The 18,947-nt window shown below is 64.5% G+C and carries 14 protein-coding genes and 2 tRNA genes; 4 read left to right on the top strand and 12 right to left on the bottom strand.

The window, feature by feature from the left end; all coding sequences use genetic code 11:
- Positions 1-225: 225 nt before the first annotated feature.
- Positions 226-2,037 carry a 1,4-alpha-glucan branching protein GlgB gene (glgB, locus tag BQ7106_RS07590; RefSeq protein ID WP_072373790.1) on the bottom strand — a complete coding sequence of 604 codons (1,812 nt, stop codon included), beginning with the start codon at positions 2,035-2,037 and terminating at the stop codon, positions 226-228.
- 133 nt (positions 2,038-2,170) lie between these two features.
- Between glgB and BQ7106_RS07585 the strand changes: the two genes are divergently transcribed.
- Complete coding sequence (locus BQ7106_RS07585; RefSeq protein ID WP_072373787.1) at positions 2,171-2,713, top strand: TetR/AcrR family transcriptional regulator; 543 nt, start codon at positions 2,171-2,173, stop codon at positions 2,711-2,713.
- Between the two features lie 103 nt (positions 2,714-2,816).
- On the opposite strand, the gene BQ7106_RS07580 is transcribed toward BQ7106_RS07585, so the two are convergent.
- From BQ7106_RS07580 to BQ7106_RS10855, 4 genes are all read right to left on the bottom strand, one after another.
- Positions 2,817-2,892: transfer RNA gene (locus BQ7106_RS07580), tRNA-Lys, on the bottom strand.
- A gap of 30 nt (positions 2,893-2,922) precedes the next feature.
- Entirely contained in the window at positions 2,923-4,203 is a 1,281-nt protein-coding gene (locus tag BQ7106_RS07575; RefSeq protein WP_240307459.1) for an aminopeptidase, read from the bottom strand.
- A gap of 85 nt (positions 4,204-4,288) precedes the next feature.
- Positions 4,289-4,363 (bottom strand) — tRNA-Gly (locus BQ7106_RS07570).
- A 573-nt stretch (positions 4,364-4,936) separates the two neighbouring features.
- Positions 4,937-7,138: a hypothetical protein gene (locus BQ7106_RS10855; protein ID WP_129583825.1), complete on the bottom strand. Its 2,202-nt coding sequence runs from the start codon at positions 7,136-7,138 to the stop codon at positions 4,937-4,939.
- Positions 7,139-7,291: 153 nt separating this feature from the next.
- Between BQ7106_RS10855 and BQ7106_RS10850 the strand changes: the two genes are divergently transcribed.
- On the top strand, positions 7,292-8,254 hold the full coding sequence (locus BQ7106_RS10850) for a helix-turn-helix transcriptional regulator (protein ID WP_159431278.1): 963 nt from the start codon (positions 7,292-7,294) through the stop codon (positions 8,252-8,254).
- The gene (locus BQ7106_RS07555) at positions 8,244-9,206 is read left to right on the top strand and encodes a WYL domain-containing transcriptional regulator (RefSeq protein WP_083526966.1); all 963 of its coding nucleotides are present in this window, start codon (positions 8,244-8,246) and stop codon (positions 9,204-9,206) included. Before BQ7106_RS10850 ends, BQ7106_RS07555 begins: the two co-directional genes overlap by 11 nt.
- Before the next feature lie 5 nt (positions 9,207-9,211).
- Here the strand turns inward: BQ7106_RS07555 and BQ7106_RS07550 are convergent, their stop codons facing one another.
- Positions 9,212-12,157: a helicase C-terminal domain-containing protein gene (locus BQ7106_RS07550; protein ID WP_072373772.1), complete on the bottom strand. Its 2,946-nt coding sequence runs from the start codon at positions 12,155-12,157 to the stop codon at positions 9,212-9,214.
- On the bottom strand, positions 12,157-13,119 hold the full coding sequence (locus BQ7106_RS07545; RefSeq protein ID WP_072373768.1) for a D-alanine--D-alanine ligase family protein: 963 nt from the start codon (positions 13,117-13,119) through the stop codon (positions 12,157-12,159). The genes BQ7106_RS07550 and BQ7106_RS07545 overlap by 1 nt, the downstream gene beginning before the upstream one ends.
- Before the next feature lie 111 nt (positions 13,120-13,230).
- Between BQ7106_RS07545 and rlmN the strand changes: the two genes are divergently transcribed.
- On the top strand, positions 13,231-14,316 hold the full coding sequence (gene rlmN, locus BQ7106_RS07540) for a dual-specificity RNA methyltransferase RlmN (RefSeq protein ID WP_072373764.1): 1,086 nt from the start codon (positions 13,231-13,233) through the stop codon (positions 14,314-14,316).
- A 325-nt stretch (positions 14,317-14,641) separates the two neighbouring features.
- On the opposite strand, the gene BQ7106_RS07535 is transcribed toward rlmN, so the two are convergent.
- From BQ7106_RS07535 to BQ7106_RS07515, 5 genes are all read right to left on the bottom strand, one after another.
- Positions 14,642-15,511: a ParB/RepB/Spo0J family partition protein gene (locus BQ7106_RS07535; protein ID WP_072373761.1), complete on the bottom strand. Its 870-nt coding sequence runs from the start codon at positions 15,509-15,511 to the stop codon at positions 14,642-14,644.
- The gene (locus tag BQ7106_RS07530; RefSeq protein ID WP_072373758.1) at positions 15,504-16,304 is read right to left on the bottom strand and encodes a ParA family protein; all 801 of its coding nucleotides are present in this window, start codon (positions 16,302-16,304) and stop codon (positions 15,504-15,506) included. The genes BQ7106_RS07535 and BQ7106_RS07530 overlap by 8 nt, the downstream gene beginning before the upstream one ends.
- Before the next feature lie 417 nt (positions 16,305-16,721).
- Complete coding sequence (gene rsmG, locus BQ7106_RS07525; RefSeq protein WP_072373755.1) at positions 16,722-17,462, bottom strand: 16S rRNA (guanine(527)-N(7))-methyltransferase RsmG; 741 nt, start codon at positions 17,460-17,462, stop codon at positions 16,722-16,724.
- Positions 17,463-17,561: 99 nt separating this feature from the next.
- Entirely contained in the window at positions 17,562-18,134 is a 573-nt protein-coding gene (locus tag BQ7106_RS07520) for a Jag family protein (RefSeq protein WP_072373752.1), read from the bottom strand.
- Positions 18,135-18,184: 50 nt separating this feature from the next.
- The gene (locus BQ7106_RS07515; RefSeq protein WP_072373749.1) at positions 18,185-18,943 is read right to left on the bottom strand and encodes a YidC/Oxa1 family membrane protein insertase; all 759 of its coding nucleotides are present in this window, start codon (positions 18,941-18,943) and stop codon (positions 18,185-18,187) included.
- Between the last annotated feature and the right edge of the window lie 4 nt (positions 18,944-18,947).

Below are 18,947 nucleotides of genomic sequence, written 5' to 3'. Positions count from 1 at the left end.
GCGTGATTCGTCGGATCTGGCGTCGAGCGATGAGGAGGAGGGCGGCGGGCACGCGCGCACCGAAAACGTTCATCAACGTTGGCCTCCTCAGTAGTTGAGCGGGCGCGGGCTATTGGCCCGCGGCTGTCTGACGTCGTGACTATAGGACAGCCGCGACGTCCCGGCGAGAAGAGACTCCTTCTTGAAACATTCTCCCCGACGGCCCGGGAAGATGCGGACGGAGAACTACCTCAGCAGCACCATCACGCCCGAGAGGGGTGCGAGGTCCGCCACGATGGCCCCGCGTTCCACGTGACACGTCGTAGATCCGTCGGGCGTGTCCCCGCCAAAGCGCTGCCAGTCCGTGTTGAGCAGCACCTCCGCCCGTGCCGTCGCGAGGTCCTCGGGCAGGGGGACCTCGTAGGCGTGGGGAGCGTCGTCCATGTTGAGCAGCACGGCGACGCGCTCCGTTGGCGAGCTCCTCAGCATCGCGGTGCAGCACGGGGCGAGCTGCGCGCAGTCGAGCCAGGCAAAGCCATCGGGTCCGTAGTCCCTCTCCCAGAGCGACGGGTGCGCGCGGTAGAGCGCACCGAGCTCGCGGCGGTACCTCAGAAACGCGTCGTGAACCGGAAAGTCGAGCAGGCACCAGTCCTGCTCACGGGCCTCGTCCCACTCACGGAGCTGCGCGATCTCGTTGCCCATGAAGTCGAGGGTCTTCCCGGGATGCGCCGTCATGTAGAGATAGAGGACGCGTGCCTGCGGGAACTTCCCCCAGTAGTCGCCGTTCATCTTCTGCGCGATCGTCGCCTTGCCGTGAACCACCTCGTCGTGGCTGAGCGGCAGCAGGTAGCGCTCGTTGCCGAAGTACATCATCGAGAACGTGAGGAGTCCCTCCGCGTCGCGGCGCTCGAGCGGGGGCTTCTGGAAGTACGAGAGCGTGTCGTGCATCCAGCCGAGGTCCCACTTGTAGTCAAAGCCGAGCCCTCCCTCGCTCGTGGGCCGCGTGACGCCCGGGAAGTTGCTCGAGTCCTCGGCGATGAGCATGCACCCAGGGTGGCGGTCGTGGAGCACGTCACAGAACGTGCGAAGAAAGTCCGCACCCATACCGTTGACCCCGCGACGCTCGTCGCCCTGCCAATATGCGATGCGACTCACGGCGTCGAGCCGCAGCCCGTCAAAGTGATAGGCGCCGAGCCACAGGTCGGCGGCAGAGAGCAGGAGGCTGCGCACCTCGCCGCGCGAGTGCATGAAGTTGTGGCTGCCCCACTCCGAGATGCCCACGGCGTCGTTGGGGTACTCGTAGAGCGCCGTTCCGTCAAAGTTCGCGAGGGCCCAGGCGTCCGTGGCAAAGTGCACGGGAACGAAGTCGAGAATCGCCCCGACCCCCGCGCGGTGAAGCTGGTCGACAAGGGCCATGAGCCGCTCGGGAGTGCCGTATCGACGCGTGGGCGAGAAGGGCCCGCTCACCTGGTAGCCCCAGCTCCCGTCAAAGGGGTGCTCGGCGAGCGGGAGGAACTCGACGTGCGTGCAGCCGAGCGAGCGCACGTGCTCGGCAAGCGGGGCCGCGAGCTCGTCGTAGGCGTACCATGAGCCCTCGCCAGCATCGGGGCCACCGGGCCTCCTCCACGATCCGGCGTGCAGCTCATAGATGCCGAGGGGCGCGTCCTCGCAGGTCGAGCGCGTCCTCATCCATCCCTCGTCGCAAAACCGGTATCCCGAGAGGTCGCGCACCACGGAGCGATGCGCGGGGCGAAGCTCGGACTCGAGGGCATAGGGGTCGGCATGGTCCTGGAACGTACCGTCCTGACGATACACCCGGTACTCGTAGGAGTCCCCCGTACGGGCACCGACAACGTGCGCCTCGAGGAACGCCCCGTTGAGGCACCGCTCCATGCCGACCTCGCGTCCGTTCACCAGGACGGACACGGCACGCGCAGACGGCGCGAACACGCGAAAGTCAACTCCATCGCCCTGGGGGCGGGCACCCATCCAGCGCCAGCACTCGGGATCGGTTCCCGCATAGAATGCGGCAAGGTCGACGTTGTCCCAGGTGCTCATCGCGTCCCCCTCTGTTGCTTTACTATCGTCTAGTATTTGACTAGCATCAATATAGGGTCGGCGCGGGGACGACACCATACACACCTCCGCGCACCCGTCCATTACTTGACGCTTTCTCCAAGGAGACAAGAACATGGACCTTCGCACCAGAAAGACGCGTCGCGCGCTACGAGGGGCGTTTCTCGAGATGCGTGCCACACGCCCGCTCGAGAAGGTCACCGTCAGAGAGCTCTGCGAGCGGGCGGAGATCAGCAAGGCGACCTTCTACCTGCACTACCACAGCGTCGTGGACCTCTCGAGGGAGCTTCAGGAGGCGGTCGTCAGCGACATCGTATCGGGCCTCGGGGAGACCGGAGGACCCCTCGCGGACCCGCGGCGCTTCACGCGCGAGCTTTTCCTGGCGTTCATTGAGCACGCTGACGAGATTGACGTCCTCTTCTCGCGCGGCCAGGAGCACGCCCTCATAGAGAGCGTCGAGCGGGAGCTGCGACGGCGCATACTCTCCGCCAGCCCCGAGCTAGAAAGCGACATGCGCTTCAACATGCTGCTCACCTACCAGGTGCACGGGAGTCACGCGACGTACATGCGCTACGCACGCGGCATCGGCGACGAGGGGCGGCGCGACGTGGTCGACGCCATATCCGAGGCATCCGCCGCCGTTGCCAGCCTCTGGTAGGAGAGATCGGAGAGAGTCATCCCGCGGGCCGACCCCTCGGCCCGCAACGCGGCGCATGAAAAGCAGGTCAGAGACGCAACGCCTCTGACCTGCTGTTTTACGATGGTGCGCCGTCAGGGCCTCGAACCCTGGACCTTGGGATTAAAAGTCCCCTGCTCTACCAACTGAGCTAACGGCGCGCGTGCACGATTCTACCACGCGCCGCGCGGCTACTCCCAGGCCCACTGCCCGTTCACGAAGACGGGAGTCTCGACCCCGTCCTCGGAGACGCCGAAGACGTTGAGGTCATCGGTGCCGATCATGAAGTCGACGTGGGTGCTGCTCTGGTTGACCCCGCGCGCCGCGAGCTCGTCCTTGCCGAGGTTGACGCCGCCCTCGAGGCACTCGGGGAACCCCATGCCGAGTGCGAGGTGACAGCTCGCGTTCTCGTCGTAGAGCGTGTCGAAGAAGAGCGTCTCGCTCTGTCGGATGGGCGTGTTCTTCGAGACGAGGGCCACCTCACCGAGCCGACACGAGCCCTCGTCCGTCTCGATGATGTGGCGCAGCACCTCGCGACCCTGCTCGGCGCCGAAGTCGACGACGCGCCCGGACTCGAAGCGCAGCCAGAAGTCTCGCACGACCTGTCCGGAGCGCACGAGCGGCAGCGCAGAGTAGACGACGCCGTCTGCACGCAGGCGGTCAGGGGAGGTGAAGACCTCCTCGGTCGGGATGTTGGGGAAGAAGGTAACCCCAGACCGCGTGCGCCCGGCACCACCGTCCCAGACGTGGCCCTTCGGCAGGCCGACCGTGAGATTGGTGCCGTTCGCGGCCTCGTAGCGCAATGCGTCGAACCGATGCGAGTTCAGGAAGCGCTTTGTCTTCTCGAACGAGGCGTTGTGCGTCTCCCACGCGCTCGTGGGGTCCTCTCCGTCCGCCCGGGCGACCTCGAGCACGAGCACCCACAGCCTATAGAGTGCCTCGTGCGGCGAGACGTCGGGAAACACCTCGCGCGCCCAGGGCTCGACGGGCACACCGGCGATGCACCACGTGTTGTGCCCGAAGTCCATGCCGTCACGGAAGGAGCGGCACTCGGTGTTGCGGGCCTTTGCGGCAGCGGCGGGCTTGGCGGGGTCGACCCCCCTCAGCGCTGCCGGGTCCGCCCCTTCGAGGAACAGGAAGGCGGCGCCGGCCTCAGCGAGCGAGTTGAGCTGCTCGACCTGCCACGAGGGGGTGCTCTGGAAGAAGGAGAGCGGGCAGCTCTCGTACGTGAGGCGGCTCACGACGTCGTCGTGCCAGATCACGGTCACGTGGCCCGCACCCGCTCGATAGGCGACACGGACCACGCGGCGGGCGAAGTCGGCGGCATCGACGGGCGCCTGGAGGACGAGCTCCTGTCCCTCCTGCAGCGAGACGCCCTTCTTCACGAGAAGGCTGGCGTAGAGGTCGATCTGATCGGAGAGCGCCTCGATTCCGAGACGGCACTCCTCGTCGGTCATGGGAAGCGGTGCCACGGCAGTCCTTTCAGGAAGAGAGCCAAGAGGGGACGGGGGCAACCCTCACACACAGAAAGGGCCCCTTTCGGGGCCCGGCGCGTCCTGGAGCGGGCAACGGGACTCGAACCCGCGAATGTCAGCTTGGGAAGCTGATGCCTTACCACTTGGCGATGCCCGCGCGCGAGAGGATTCTACCACAGCGAGACCAAGAGGGCAGCTGTCTTCGCAGCCGTCCATGCTATACGCACGACCGAGCAACCCGAAGCGCCCTCCCCGACGGAGCTGGCAACCGCAGGACCAGCTCAGGGCCCGAGGCGTCCAACAGTCCCGAAGCTCTGCGCGCGCCGATCGATCATGTGGAGATATGGTGCCCTACCGCGGCGGCGCTGGAGGGCGGGGCAGGTGACGCACGGGGGTGCTGTGCCTCCCTCCCTGCGCGAGGACCGCCGCAAATAGGCGCGAGGCAGGTTCATGGCAGAGCCGCGAGGGCTCGGCGGCAGCGGCGCGAGCGCTCCGGGCGCTAGCGTATTGAGCCCACGTCATGCAAAAGGAGGCCACATGAAGCCACGGACCACAGCCCCAGGGACTCAGAATGCAACGTGGGCGCCGCACGCGTCACGTGCGGCGCCCACGTCTCGCCTGATGGGAGGGGACGCTTTGCGCGGGGGAGCCCCGCTCGCGGTCGGCCATGCCGGTCGCGCTCAGCTCGCCGCGGCGAGCGCTCGAGCGCGCACATCGGAGGCGAGCGCGCCTACGCGCGACGAATGGCCTCGGTGACCATGTCGGCGACGAGGGCCGCCTGGTCGCCGCTCACGTTCTCCGCGACGTCGAGCGGGGTCCGTGAGAGCGCGGGCAGCCCGTTCTCCCCCATGCCCATGATCGTCAGCGAGCGCATGGACGAGCGCATGGCGGGGAGAGCGTCCGTGGAGGACCAGTCGAGCTCGCGCTGGCTGACCTCAACGTGAAGGTCGCGCGCGACGTTCGAGATGGTGCGACCAAGGCGTCGGTCGGCGCGACGGCTCGCGGCGAGCCCCTCACGCGTGAGCAGGCTCAGCTCGCCTGCGCCGACGCAGCTGAGGTTGATAATGAAGGCACCGCGGATGTCGTGGCGATGCTGCCTGAGGAAGGCGCGCATCCCCGCATGGTCGAGCGCGGAGCCGCCCAGCGCGACGAACCACACGTCGTGCGCGATGAGGGCGTCGTCGCCGAGGGAGAGCGCAGCCTCGCGCAGCTCCTCCTCGGTCGGCCCGTCCTGCTCGTCGTCCACGAGCCTGAGGCCGCTTCGCGGCGCGGCACCGCCGCGCCAGACCTGGTCATCAGAGGTGCCCTCGTCATCATCCCCGATCCAGCCCTCGGACCCGCCGTCTCCCGAGGACTGCGGCGCGCGCGACGCAACCGCGCCCTTGATCTTGCCAAGAAGCCCGGAGAGACGCCCCTTGGGCTTGTGCTCGGAAGACGCGAGGGTCTCGACAGGCTCCGGCGCCTGGGGCGCGGGCGCGACGTCCTGCGGAGCCTCGGGCTCCCTCTGCAGGGGGACGCGCTTGCTGACGGGGGCCACGCGGGTCGCCGACGGGTCGCCGAGACCATCCGACTCGTTCAGGGAGGGGTCGGGGAGGTCAAAGAGCGACGCCCTCCGGGCGACGCTGGACACCTGCGGGCGATACGTTGCCTTCCCCCACTCGGGGTCCTCGGGGGCCGCGGGACGGACGGAGGGCGTCTTGGGCGTTGGCTGCGTGGCGTCGAGATCGTCGGTCTCGTTCATGGCAGTGAGGCCGCTCGAGTCCTTCGGGCCGACGCCATGTCCGCCCTCGTCCATGACGAGCGAGAATTGGCCCGTCGAGAGCAGGTCGTCGCGCGTCGTCCCCGCGTCGGCGGCGACGGGCTGCATCGGGGCGGTGCCGGGCTCGGGGCGCGCGTCGATGGGACGCTTCGGCTCTGTGAGGGGCACCATGTCCGCCGTCTCGGCGGGGGACGGCGCGGGGACGGGAACGAGCGGGACGTCATAGACGATCTCGCAGTCGGCGGGCAGAATCTCGAGCTCCCTCAGCACGTCCGCCCCATGACGGGTTCCGTGGACCTCCGCGGGCACGAGGATGGTCTCGGCGGGAGAGGCGGGCGCACCTTCCTCGACGGCACCCTCCTCGACAGGCCCCTCGTGAGACTCGTCCCCCTGCCCGAGGTCCTTCTCGTCACTCGGCTCCTCGGTCTCCCGCGGCGTCGGCACCAGGCCGCTCGGGCGGACGTTCTCGAGCACGCCCAGCATGGCGGCAACGGACGACTTGTTGTCGTTGGCGCCGAGGGTGCAGGCCGAGACGCGCTCGTAGATCGCCCCCACGGCGAGCAGGACGCTCGGAAGCGCCGCAACGATGCCGACGACCCACAGGACGACGCGCGCGGCGGAGGGGATGAAGGCCATGAGCTGAAGGAGGGCGCACACAGCGACGACATAGGAGCACGGGCCGGCGGCCTTGGTGACGAGGGGGAGGTAGGGCGCGATCGGCGAGGAGTAGAGGAAGCTCTCGCGCGGCGTGTCGTAGTGGGCGACGACCACAATGGGGCGGTTGCCCTTTGCCACGAGCGGTCCGCAGGCGCGGTGCACCGCCACCACGTTCTGGCTCCGGGCGCTCGGGCCGAAGGAGAGGGACGGCTCACGGCCGAAGAGCCTCATGACCGCGAGCAGCGTCGGGACGAGGGCGAGCAGGAGGCCGATGACGGAGAGCGCCATCACGCCGACGCCCGCGATCACGATGCCGACGAGCATCACCAGCGAGAGGACGGCGGGCACAAGACCGCTGATCGCGGGGGCGTCGAACTCCTCAACCTGCGGCTCGAGGTCGTGCTGCCCCATGAGCGAGGCGATGGTCTGCGCCGCCTGCAGCTCCTCCTGGCTGTTGGCGGGTGCGATTCCGACCCTCTGGTTGAGGTAGTCCAAGTAGTCGTGTGTCATAGCCATGTTGGGCGTCCTTTTGAAGAGAGTCTCGCGGGCATTTCTTTGACGTGCATACAATCTAGAGAGTATACGTCTTGGCACTTGCATTCGTTAAAAAACACGCAGATGCCTCGGTCAGGGGGCTGGGCGGCAGGGGCTGCGTCGAGAGGGGGCCTCGTGAGAACGACACGTGACGACGAGCGAGCACGAAGAATCTGCTCGCTGGCGCTGGCGTTCATGAACGCCTCGGCGCCCCTCCCGTCATCGGAGGTGGCGAGGCGCTTCTACCCTGACTTGAGTCCCGACAGCTTCAGGCGCGCGTTCTCGCGCGACCGGGCCGTGCTCGACGTGTGTGGCATGCACGTTGAGGAGGCCGGCGAGGTCGCGGGGGAGTCGTCGTGGCGGGCGGGGGACTCCTCCTTCGCGGGGACCCTCGAGCTCGGGGCGCGCGAGGCCGCGGCCCTCGAGGTCGCCTGTCAACCGCTGCTCTCCGACCCCGAGTTTCCGCTGTCGGGCGACCTGAGGATCGCGCTCGCCAAGGTCTCGCGCGCCTTCGTCGACGAGACCGCAGGCTCCCGGGAGAGTCGACAGGAGCCCCGCACGCTCGCGCCCCTGCGCGAGGCGCTCGTTCGCGCTCGCGCCGCGCGCATCACGTACACGGACGCGCGGGGCGAGACGACGACGAGACGCATCGCGCCGTACGGCTTCTTCGGACTGAGGGACGAGCTCTACCTCGTCGCTGGGCTGCTCGACGACGAGGGGCGCATCGTCCCGAACAACACGAGAACGTACCGCGTGGGACGCGTCGTGAGCGCAGAGGTCGTCGAGGACGTGGCCTGCGAGGTCCCCGAGGGGTTCTCGGTGCTCGACTGGCGGAGGCTCCCCTTTCAGATCGGACCCACGTCGACCCGTGCGTCCTTCGAGGTCCCTGCGGAGCGCGCGGACGATCTCAGGTCCGCCGCCGGAGCGAGCGGGTCGTTTCTCAGGCAGGGGGGCAGGCTCGTGTGGGAGGTCGAGGTGAGCAGCGTGGAGGGTGCCGCGCGATGGGCAGTCGCCGAGGGGCTCGTGCCGCTGGGACCGGCCGAGGTCGTCGACGCGTGGAGGAACGTCCTCGAGGGGGTGTTGGGCGATGCCTCCTAAGATGGTCGCAGCGGGCGGGGGTGCGCTCGGGGAGGCGCGCGAGCTCGTCGCACTGGTGGCGAGCCTCAGCGAGGCCGGCGACGCCCTCACCGCGCAGGCGGTCGCCTCGAAGCTCGGCGTTTCCCTCGAGCGCGCCGAGAAGCTCATCGAGCTCGTGCTCACCGCCTCGGTCGGCGACGGGCTCGGTCTTCCCCTCATCGAGGAGAAGGACGGGGTCTCGCTGCTCACGAGTCGCGGGGTCCGCGGGAGGCGGCTGCGCCTCACGCGCGCCGAGACCGTCGCCCTGCTCGCAGCGCTCGACCGGATGGGGACGTCGGGCGCAGACGAGCTGCGCGACGCCCTCGAGGCGTCCCTCGAGACCTCTCCCGTCGACGACGCGCTCGTCCGCAGAACGCTCGGAGCCGGCGCGGGGTCCGTACGCGAGCAGGTGGCGGCCTGCTCCCAGGCGATTCTCTCGGGCAGCGCCCTCGGCTTCTCCTATCGTCGCGTCGACGCTCGGCGTGCCGAGCGGCGGCGGGCCCTCCCCCTGCGCCTGCGCTGCGAGCACGAGGCGTGGTACCTGGACGCAGCGGACCTCGACCGTGGTGGGGAGAGGACCTTCCGCCTCGACCGCATGTCCGACGTCGCTCTCGAGGGCACCCCGAGGGACGAGGGCGACGCGACCGCCCGGGAGGGCGAGCGGGGGGCACGGGGGGCGAGGGTCGTCCGCATACGCCTCCTCGACCCGCGACTCCTCGACCTTCTCCCCTGGCACGACCTGCGAATCGTCGAGCGCTCCGACGACGGGTCCATCGTCGCCGAGACGCCCTACTACGGGGGGTCGTGGCTCGTCCGCATGCTCGCCGCGTGCGGCGACGCCGCGCGAACCGATGACGACGAGCTCACGGGCCTGGTCCGCGCCCATGCGCTCGGGCAGCTCGAGCGCCTCGATGGGCGGGCGCGAACGCCATAGGGGCGCTACGAGCGCTCGTGCCCCGCGCGCCACATGCCGAGGAACCTGCCGACGTTGGCACTCTCGAGGCGCGTAACGCTTCGCGAGGGAAGCGAGCTCACGAAGAGCCTGCCGTACCCCTTGGTCACGACCCGCGAGTCCGCGAGCACAAGCACACCCGTGTCGGTGGAGGACCGGATGAGCCTCCCCGCCGCCTGCTTGACCGAGATGACCGCGTCGGGCAGCGAGTACCTCCACCACGCACGGTCCTCGCGAAGGTCCCGCTCGCGGACGAGCGGGTCATTGGGGCTCGCAAACGGGAGCTTGGGTATGACCACGCATCGCAGCGTGTCCCCCGTCGCGTCGAACCCCTCCCAGAAGGAGCGCAGGGCCATCAGCGAGAGGGTCTTCTCCTCCATGAAGCGCTGGCGGAGGCGGCGCGGGGAGGATCCCCGGCTCTGGCACGCGACGTCGAGACCCACCGCGGCGAGCCGCGGCTGCAGGGCGTCGTAGACGCGCTCCATCTCGCGCCTATTGGTGAACAGCGTCAGAACCGAGCCGCCCATGGCAACGTGGACGCTGTAGAGAAGGTCCTCGAGCGCGGGCAGGTAGGCCCTGTCGCTCGGGGCCGGAAGGTCGCGGGCGAGGACGACTGACATGTGGTCGTCGAAGTCGAAGCTCGAGTCGAGCCTCACCTCCCTATGGGACCCCTCGGGCAGCAGGTCAAGCCCCACGGCATGGTCGAAGTGCGAGAAGTCCTCCCCGACGGCAATCGTAGCAGAGGTAAAGACCACGCTCTGCATCTCGGGAAGCCAGCGCGTCGCGAGATCGGACCCAACGTCGAGCTTCTCAGCCACGAGCCGCTCGGTGGCGATCTTTCGCTTGGACCTCGTGAGCTGCGCAGAGTACACGTACGTCTGGTCGCTCCCCTCGCAGATGAGCTCGATGCCCGCGCAGAGGTCGCGCAGGAAGCGCGTCGACTCCCCGAGGTCGGCCCCGAGCGCGGGAGCCTCGGCGGCGAGCGCCTCGGCCGCCTCCGCGAGCTGCCTGACCGCCTCGCCGAGGACGTCCGCCGCCGCGCGGCCCGCCTCGAGGACGGCAGCCCACTCGCCCGTGGACCGCACCTCCTCGCCGAGCCAGAGCGTAACGGCGTCGTACCCCCCGTCCGACCGGGCGAGCGGCGCGAGATCATGGACGGCCACGAAGAGGTCCGCCACGCTCACGGACGCCCGAGCGGCGGTTGCGGCGGCCTTGGTGAGCAGGCCGATCGCGAGGGTCGAGCCCTCGAGACCCATCGCCTGGGACATGAGGGAGTGAATCGTCCCGGTGCGCACGCCACCGAGCAGCTCGAATGCGGCGCGGGCCTCGTCCCCCGAGACCTCGACCGCCCACTGGCGCCGCGCCTCGGCCTCGAAGCCATGGGCCTCGTCGACGACCCAGTTGCGAATAGGGGGAAGAATCTTCCCGTCTGCCGTCACGTTTCTCAGCAGCAGCGAGTGGTTCGTGACAACGACGTCCGCGGCCGCCGCACGACGGCGGGCGCCGTGGAGCGGGCACTCGTTGGGGAAGTAGGGACACCTGGCGCGCAGGCACTCGCCCGGCGTGGTCGTGAGCATCTGTCGCGGCACGTAGCGCCACCTGATGCCGAGCGCGTCGACGTCACCGTCCGGCGACTGGCAGCAGTACGCGTAGGTCACCGCGATGGCCGTGAGCATGTCACAGGCCACGGCGTTGTCCGACCTGCCGTCATGCGCCACGGCGGCGAGCGGGAGCTCCTCGGTGACGGAGCGGTCGAGGCGGTGCAGGCAGGGGTAGTGGTCGTATCCCTTGAGGCTCACGAAGCTCAGGTCGCCGGACATCGCCTCGGCGAGAGCCGGGAGCTCGTGCGAGACGAGCTGGTCGGTCAGCGCGTTCGTCTTGGTGGCAATGCCCACCGTGACGTTGTTGCGCCTGGCGAAGAGCACCTCGGGGAGCAGGTAGGCGATCGACTTGCCGACGCCGGTCCCCGCCTCGACCGCACGATGAGTCGAGCTCCTCAGCGCAGCCGCGACCTCGCGCGCCATGACCACCTGCTCGGGACGCCGCTCCATGCGCTCGTACATCCTCGAGACGACGCCCCCGGGACCGAAGCCCTCCTCCACCTCGTCGTCACCCGGCCCGCTCACGCGCTCGAGCTCGGCGGCATCGGGACGGGGCTCATGGGGGCATCGACGCACGAGGGACGTGCGAACCTCCTTGAGCGAGAAGGGCCGCGAGGCGGCGTCGCGAACCTGCGCAAGATAGGAGAAGATCGGGCGCATGGGCCAGTCGACCTCGTCGTGCATGGACGAGAGAAGGGACAGCAGGCCGCCCGGAAGGTCGGAGAGCGCGAGGAGCATGATGCGCCACATCCCACACAGGGCATCCACGTCGTCTGATGCCCGGTGCGTGACCGAGGAGCATCCAAACGCCGATGCCATGTCGGCCAGGCGATGCGTCGACAGGCGTGGGAGGGCGATGCGTGAGAGCGAGAGAGAGTCGATCCAGACGTCCGAGACGTCGGCGCCGCCCGGGACCGCCTCGATGAAGGTGCGGTCGAAGGTGGCGTTGTGCGCGACGACGGGACTTCCCGCTACGAACTCGGCGAGCTCCGCAACGGCCTCGCGGGCGCTCGGGGCATCGGCCACGTCCTGGTTGGTGATGCCCGTGAGGCGCACGATCTCCTGCGGAATCGGGTAGCCCGGGTGAACGAAGGTCTCGAAGCGCTCGACGACCTCCCTCCCCGAGAGGCGCGCCGCCGAGATCTCGATGAGGTCGCAGTCCCTGAAGGAGAGGCCCGTCGTCTCGGTGTCGAGCACGACGACGTCCTCCTCGAGTGCCCCGAAGCTCTCCCCATGCGCCCTCGTCTCGAGGCTCAGGTAGCGGGCACGCACGTCATCGGGCGTCCCGGGCAGGATGATCTGCTCGAGGGTGGAGGTGTCGCGCGCGGCCATCAGCGGCTCGCGCGGTCGAGCGCGTACTCTACGAAGCGCCGGCACAGCTCGGGGAACTCGATCCCTCCGTGTCGGGCCGAGTCGGGCAGGAGGCTCTCGGAGGTCATGCCGGGGATGGTGTTGGTCTCCAGGATGATCGGCTCGCCCTCGGCGTTCACGATGAAGTCGCTGCGCGAGCAGCCGCTGCACCCGAGCGCACGGTGGGCGCGAACCGCGATCTCCTGTGCCCGCGCGTAGATTCCAGGCTCGAGCCGCGCGGGGATGACATGGTGCATCGCGGACGGCTCGTACTTGACCTTGAGGTCATAGAACTCGGAGCCTGTGACGATCTCCACGATGGGAAGTGCACGGGGCTCGTCGTTGCCGATGACGGGAACGGTGATCTCCGTGCCCTCGACGCACTCCTCGATGAGCACGCGCCCCCCACCGCGCCCCGCAAGGGCAATGGCCCCATTGAGTGCGGAGCGCTCCGTCACGCGCGTGATTCCGTATGAGGAGCCGTTCGCCGCAGGCTTCACGAAGAGCGGAAGCCCGAGCTCGCCGATGACGCGGTCAATCTGCTCGTCGCTCAGGCTGCACCCTGCCGACACGTCGATACCGCGCGGCGCCCTGATGCCCGCCGCGGCGTAGATCGCCTTGGTTATCTCCTTCTCCGTCGCCGCAGCGGACGCCGACACGCCCGAGAAGGTGTACGGAATGCGCATGACCTCAAGAAGGCCCTGAATGCAGCCGTCCTCACCGTAGCGCCCGTGCATGGCGACAAAGGCGACGTCGTACCCGCCCGAGGAGAGCGAGCTCACGAATCCGTCATCTGCGGGGTCGAGCGTGTCGACCCGGGCGAATCCCGCCTCCTGGAGCGCCAGGGCACACTGCTCTCCCGAGAGCAGCGATATCTCTCGCTCGTCCGACCACCCGCCACAGATGACGACAACGCTCTTGCTCAGCAGTTCTTCTCTGTCCATCAAATGCTCCTCAGGCAGTCGCGCCCCGTACGTACGCTAGACTTACACACGGGTGTCACCCTTCTTACCGAAGAATACTCTAGACGTTCGATGACAAACAGAGGACTGCAAATGCCGAGCGATACCGAGAAGAACGACGCTGCCGCCAACCCCGCCGCCCAGCGGCGCGACCTCCACACGCTGACCCACGGCGAACTCGCCGAGCTTCTCGCCTCGCTTGGCCAGCCCTCCTTCAGGGCGAAGCAGGTCGAGGAGTGGGTCTGGTCCAAGAACGCCCGCTCCTTCGACGAGATGACCAACCTCCCGAAGTCCCTTCGCGAGGCGCTCGCCGAGCGACTCACCCTCGGCGGGGCCGTGGAGGTGGCACGACAGGTCTCCTCCGACGGGAGCAGGAAGTACCTCCTTCGCTTCACCGACGGAGTCAGCGTCGAGTGCGTGGGCATGCCCTCTCGCAGCAAGCTTTCCGTGTGCGTCTCCACTCAGGCAGGCTGCGCCATGGGCTGTGCATTCTGCGCCACGGGAGCGGCCGGCCTGTCGCGCTCGCTCACTGCCGCCGAGATCTACGAGCAGGTCATGCACGTTCGTGACGACTTCAACTCCCGCGTGACGAGCGTCGTCATGATGGGGCAGGGGGAGCCCTTCATGAACTACGACGCCACGCTCGCGGCGCTGAGGAAGCTGAACGACCCCGACGGTGCCGGCATCGGCGCGCGTCATCTCACGGTCTCAACCTGCGGCGTCATTCCTCAGATCATGCGCTTCGCCAACGAGCCCGAGCAGTTCACGCTCGCCATTTCGCTCCACTCGGCCGTTCAGCGGACGAGAAACGCCCTCATGCCCGGTGTCCGCAAGTACTCACTCATCAACCTCTACAACGTGATGGGAGAGTACGTCAACAAGACCGGACGACGTCCCACCTATGAGTATGCCCTCATTGGTGGCGTCAACGACACCGACGCCGAGCTCCAGGCGCTTTGCGACTTCTGCGAGGGCACGCTCGTGCATGTCAACCTCATCCAGCTCAACGAGGTCGAGGGGTCCAAGTTCCGACCGTCGACCGATCTTCGTGCTCAGGACTTCGTAAGGCGGCTCGCCGCGGTGGGTGTTGAGGCCACCGTCAGAAACTCCCGCGGCTCTGACATTGATGCCGCATGTGGTCAGCTCAGGCAGCGCGTCATCGGACGACGCTCCTCGTAGCAGAGCCCCTCTTCACGGATGCGGGTCGGGACATGTGCCCGACCCGCATCTTTGTATATATTGATACGAACAGATGTTCTGTTTTAGATTCCTAGAGCATCCCACTTTGACCGTATCTCGCGCTGGTGGTCTGTCACCTCTTCCTCCACTACGTGCCCGTACGCCTGTGCCATGAGATCTGAAACACTCTCATACGCCTGTTTCATACTCTGCGCCGCAGTCTTAACCGCGCTTTTTGCCTCATCGCTCAGCATATATCGATACAGAACGTATCCTGCTCCAACGAGTGAGCCCGTGATCACAATCATGGGGACAGCGCGCTTCATCAGGACCACGACCCAGGTCCGGCGAGAAGATCCACTATGTGAGCGAGCTCTTCCTCTGAGGAGAACTCAATCTCCACCTTGTTCTTACCGCGCACGTTCTTGACCTTGACATTGGTGTCGAGGGCAAGACGAATCTGGCGCGCGGCTCGTTTGAACGACTGAGGGAGAGGCTCTCTTCGAGGACGCTCTGATGTATCTTCACTGACAGAAAACATCGACGCGAGACTTTCTGTCTGTCGAACGGAAAGTCGCTCTTCCACTACCTTCTGTGCCAGAGCGATGCGACCCTCCTCTGAGGGAACGGCAAGAATAGCTCGCGCGTGTCCAGCGGTCAGTTCCCCCTCCTCAACGAGACGCTGAACTTCCTCGGGAAGATCAAGCAGACGGAGTGTGTTCGTAATTGTTGAACGTGACTTTGAGAGAATCTTTGCCAGCTCCTCCTGCGTCAAACCTCTTTCTTTGATGAGCTGACGATACCCATTTGCTTCTTCAAGAGGGCTGAGGTCAGATCGTTGCAGGTTCTCAATGAGTGCAAGCTTGAAGACCTCATCATCAGAAATCTCCCTGATAATGACCGGGAGTTCCTTGAGCCCAGCCCTCTGAGCCGCCTGATAGCGTCGTTCTCCAGCCACGATCTCGTACGAAGATCCGACCTTTCGAACGAGGAGGGGTTGAAGCACGCCGTTCTGACGAATCGAGTCTGCGAGCTCCTCGAGCTCATCCTCTTTAAACCGCTTTCGAGGCTGCCCCTTGTTAGGATGTATCTCATCAATGGGAAGCGTTGAGTCTGGACGCATACCAGCAGTCTCAGCATCGGCTTCTCCAACAAGAACACCGAGTCCTCTTCCCAAACCGCTCTTCTTAGCCACGTATCACCACCTCTTTCGCGAGGTTTGAATAGGCGAGTGCACCCTTGCTCACACGTGCGTACATCGATACGGGAAGTCCATGACTTGGTGCCTCAGAAAGCTTTACGTTTCGAGGTATTACTGTCTTAAAGACCTTCTTTCCGAAGTAATCACGAACTTCATCCACAACCTGCTTGGATAGCGTCGTCCTGCTGTCGTACATCGTCATTACGACACCAAAGATTTCGAGCTCTGGGTTCATCCTTCTTTTGACCATCTGCATTGACTCAAGCAGCTTTGCAACCCCTTCAAGTGCGTAGTATTCGCACTGAATCGGGATAATGAGCGAGTCAGCAGCAACAAGTGCATTTATCGTCAACAAGCCGAGTGAAGGGGGACAATCTATAAATATGTAGTCAAACTGCTCGCGAATACTCTGAATTGCATCTTTGAGAATTGACTCTCGTGCCATTGCCGACACAAGTTCAATCTCAGCTGTTGCCAGCTGTATCGTTGCGGGAACGATAAACACATTCGAAGCGCACGTCTCTTGAATAACCTCTTCAATGGGCACGTCATGCAGGATTACATCGTATATATCCTGCTCGAGGTTCTCTTTCTCGACGCCAAATCCACTTGTTGCATTACCCTGAGGGTCAAAGTCGATGACAAGGACCTTCTTTTTGCCATCACCAAGACATGCAGACAGATTGACGACCGTAGTCGACTTTCCTACTCCACCCTTTTGATTGATTACGGCACATACTCTTGGGTTTCTCTGGGGAAGACCTCTTTTTACTTCTGTATAGTTCATTTGTCCTCCGTATTTACTGCAATGTGCTTTGTCTCAATCATATTCGATGGTTTCACGTGGAACACTGACATTCTTCTTCAGTTTTTCGTGTCGAACAATTCCAGCAGTTTGTTTCACGTGAAACGGTGCGGATGCTTTGAGTCTCTTTTGCAGTCCATCTATAGCCTCAAATCAAATAAGAGCCTTATCTTTTCGCAGTGCTGATCATTTGAATTATTCTGAGTACTTCGCTCATTCATACACTACTAGCCCTTCAGCTCGTGTTTCACGTGGAACATCAGGGCATTATGTTGCGTTCAATATGACTCAGATCGCTCCAACATCACATACCGTATCGAGAACACAATCGCCTCGGACTCATTACCTGAGCCCGAGGCGATTCACAATTCACTTCATATGTCATCTGTTCCTAGTCTCTTACGCGATTCCAAGGGGTCTTCTCTTTGCTTCACCGACCTTTCTTGGAAGGGCAATACGAGAGGGCTTTACTTTCTCGAAGAACAGAATTTCTCTGTGACCAAGGTGCTGGGGAAGTTCAAAGGATTCACGTGAAACAAGGGTCAGTCCGCAGATGTCACCCGCATGGAGGGCGGCGTCGATTTCCTCAGGTGCCGGCCGCCCCTTCTCGATGACAAGATGCCCGCCCATCTTAAGAAAGGGGGTGGCATACTCAATGAGGACATTTGTTTGCGCAACGGCACGTGCGCACACCATATCCTGACTTGACCTCATCTCACAGGCAAGATCCTCGAGGCGGGCATGACGGGTATGAAGCTTTGATAGCCCAAGTCGTGAAGTGAATTCATCGACCGCTTCGACCTTCTTACCCACAGAGTCGACAAGCATGCCATGAGCTTCTGTCATTACTCCAAGGGGAATTCCGGGGAACCCGGCGCCGGTTCCCATATCAAGGAAGAAGTCCGATGACCCAAGCACAAAGACATCAGATGCGAGCGGGAGCAACGAGTCAACAATATGAAGACACACTGCCTCAAGGGGATCAACGATTCTTGTGAGATTGATAACCTTGTTCTTCTCTATGACAAGCCTGAGGTGACGAGCGAGCAAACTGGCCTGGCGCTCAGTGCACGCGATGCCATAGAGTGAAAGCTGACTTGTTATCTCATGGATAAGTCGCTCGGCTGAAGTGTCTCTCACATGGCCTCCTGACAAAAACTAGTGAAGCGAGAAATTCTGTCACAAAAAAAGAGGGAGGACGCCGAAGCATCCTCCCCAGACCATACCATGTACGCCCGGCTAGATGGCCGTGATAACCACGTGACGATCGGGGTCCTCACCCTCGGAGTGAGTCACAACGCCCTCATCATCTCGAAGAGCTAGATGAACGAGACGACGCTCATAGGCATTCATGGGAGCAAGGGTGACCTTACCATGACGACGCTTGGCGCGCGCAGCAGACGAGAGCGCAAGCTCCTCAATCTTCTTCCTGCGACGGTTCTTGTATCCCTCGATATCTACGACGACGGGATAGTAGAACTTGAGCCTGCTGCTCAGCAGCGAGGAGAGAACCATCTGAAGCGCGTCGAGCGTGCGCCCGTGGCGACCAATAAGAACGGCAAGGTCGCCGCCGTTGACATCGAGAATGAGCTCACCATCCTCGCCGTCATACTCATCGATTGATGAGGAGGTCTCACCAAAGAGCGAGAGGATCTCCTTGAGGAAACCGACCGCGAGGTCGGCGACCACGTCGGTCTCCTCGTCCGTCAGAGCGACACCAGACTCGTAGTGCTCTCGGATGGAGGCGAACTCGTCCTGAGGAGCGGACTCGTCCAGCGTCTCCTCCGAGCTCTCGAGGATCTCTTCCTCCATACCAACCTCCCAATATATACGATACTAATAATGTATTTAAATTAATAAACTTAATTCTTCTTATGGGGACGGCTCTTCTTTTCCTTGCGAACGACGTCGACCTCGATGGGCTTGTTCGCAGCAGCGGCCTCAGCGTCAGCCTTGGCCTTCTCCATGACGCGCTTGGTGATGACCTGCTGCTGGACGACCTGCCAGATGGCGGAGGCGACATAGTAGAGCAGGACCGCGGCAGGGACGCCCCAGCCGAACCAGAGCATCATGAGGGCCATGACGCCGCCCATGATGAGGGTCTGGCTGCGCTGACCCTCCGGCTGGGTCTTGACGTTGAGCACCATGGGAATGAACGTCAGGACGCCGAAGAGCACGTCAAAGATGATGTACGGGAGGGCAGGCACGAGGCCGCCGGCCTCGAAGACACCCTGGGCGGACTGGGCAATGGAGGGCAGGATGCCATAGAAGCAGGCATCGGCCGGAACCTGACGGGCAACCGTGAACAGGCCAAAGAAGACCGGCATCTGCAGGAAGATGGGGAGGCAGCCGCCGAGGGGGTTAAACTTCATCTCGGCATAGATCTTGCGCATCTCCTCGGCCTGGCGCTCGGGGTTGTCAGCGTAGCGCTCCTGGATCTCCATGAGCTTGGGCTGCATCACCTGCATGCGCGCCGTCGACTTCGTGGAGTGCGCCATGAGCGGCGTCAGGATGATTCGAATGATGACCGTGAGGATGATGACCGCGAGGCCCCAGTCGCCCACGAGTCCCTGGATGCTCGCAAGCACCCACGTCAGAAAGTTAATAAACCAGTCCCACATGGTT

The organism is Thermophilibacter mediterraneus, from assembly GCF_900119385.1.
Lineage (GTDB): Bacteria > Actinomycetota > Coriobacteriia > Coriobacteriales > Atopobiaceae > Thermophilibacter > Thermophilibacter mediterraneus.
This window is presented reverse-complemented; position numbering and strand designations above follow the sequence as displayed.